Below are 1,779 nucleotides of genomic sequence, written 5' to 3'. Positions count from 1 at the left end.
TGCTGCGCGACCGGAGGCTGTCGGGTCTGGGTCTGTTGTGCATTCCGATCGTGGTGTGCCTGCGGATGCCGGGCGACCGGAGGCTGTCGGGTCTGGGTCGGTTGTGGATTCCGGTCGTGGTGTGCCTGCGGGGCATCCGGTGTCGCCGAGTGGGGTGACCGGCCGCGATGGGGATCGCGGTGCGGACTCGGTCGGGGGGCGTGGGGATTCGCATCGCCGTGATGGGGTTGCGGTGTCGCCGGATTCGGCGATGCCCTCGGGGGAGGGGTCGCGGGCGCCGTCTGTGGATCGGGATCCGGTGGCGGTGTTGCCGGTGGGCTTGCCTGCGGACACGGTGCGGGTGCCGGTGCCGGCGGAGGTGGTTGCTGGTGGTGGGTTGGCGGAGTTCGTGCGGGGTGGTGTCGCGGATTCCACGGGTCCTGTGCTGCTGGTGTCCCCCGGGGATCCGGGTGTGGGTGTGGTGGTGACGCCGGGTCAGGGTTCGGCACTGGCGCAGGGTATGGGGCGCGACGTTGTCGCGATGACGCAGAGACAGGGCGGGCGCGGGCAGCAGTTCGCGGTGTTCGCTGCGGATGGATCTCGTCCCAGGCCGCTGGCCGGGCCTGGTGCCGTGGTGCCGGCCGGTGGGAGTGGGGGCGTGGCCGGTCTGGCGGAGACCTCGGCACCGGTCCCGGTCGCCTCCGGTGGGATGACGGTGGCCCGGGATGAGGCACCGGCGGCCCGGACGGTGTCTGCGCAGGAGAGCTCGGTGGCTGCGGAGGGACAGCCCGCGGGGGTCGCACCCGATGCCGGGGCGGGCACGGTGCGGGATACCGGTGGGATACCGGTGGGGCGGTGGTCGCGGTCGGATCTGGATCGTGAGATCGCCCGGGCGAAGAGGCTGGATTTGTCCAGTGGTGAAAGGGAGGCGGCGGGGCTGGTTGTGCGGCGTGCGCATGACGTCGGGGGGTTGGCTCGTGCGGATGCCGTTGTGTCGTTGGAGGATGTGGTGGCGTTGGTCGCGGCCAAGCGCCGCGAGCTCGGTGATGATCGCCAGGATCTGGTGGTGTTTTCCCGGGCGCTGGCGGACAGGCTGGGTACGCAGGGCAGCGGGCTGCGAATCCAGGCTGGAGCGGGACCAGCACAGCGATCTGATGTGGAGTCCGCCCCGGTGCCGTTTGGTGAGCTGAGGCCTCCGGTGGATGAGTGCCTGCAGGAGTGGTGGGCGTGGACTCTGGGCGACGTGGTGGACTACGTCGCCGGAAAGGCTGTTCCCGCTGAAGTCCCGGACGAGGAAGTGGTGCGCTACCTCGGCCCGGCCCGAGCGGCCGAGCTGACTAGCGTTTCCGAGTCCACGGCTCAGGTATGGCTGGACGGCAGAGGCCAGCCCAGCGCGGCCCATCTGCGGTTAATGCGCGAGGCTGCCCGGCTCCCGAGGTCTGAGGAGTTGGTGCGCTACCTCGGCCCGGGCCGGGCACTCGAGGTGACCGACAGCGTCTACTTTCTTCAGGACGAGTCGGCGGTATGGGCGTGGCTGGGGGGGTTGAGCGCGCCCTACGCGGGGGATGTTGCGAGGCTGTGCCGGGCTGTTCTGGGGGCTATTGCCGAGGGGCTCCTGCGGTGGCCGCAGCCGTTGAGGCGGGTGGTGTGGAGTGAGAACGGGATACGGGAGGCTGAGCGCCGTCTGGCGTGGGCCGATGCCACAAAGGGGGGCGAGTTCCCGTCTGGCGCATTGTCACAGTGGAAGAAGGTGAACAACCCAGATCCGCCTCTGCGGCCCGAAGCGCGAGAGGTCATCGA

1 protein-coding gene is annotated in these 1,779 nt (G+C 70.2%); it reads left to right on the top strand.

Annotation, left to right across the window (positions count from 1 at the left end):
• Nucleotides 1-250 precede the first annotated feature (250 nt).
• On the top strand, nucleotides 251-1,779 hold a 1,529-nt coding region (locus tag SSPN_RS57055), incomplete at its 3' end, for a hypothetical protein (RefSeq protein WP_158309648.1).

The organism is Saccharopolyspora spinosa NRRL 18395, from assembly GCF_000194155.1.
Lineage (GTDB): Bacteria > Actinomycetota > Actinomycetes > Mycobacteriales > Pseudonocardiaceae > Saccharopolyspora > Saccharopolyspora spinosa.
This window is presented reverse-complemented; position numbering and strand designations above follow the sequence as displayed.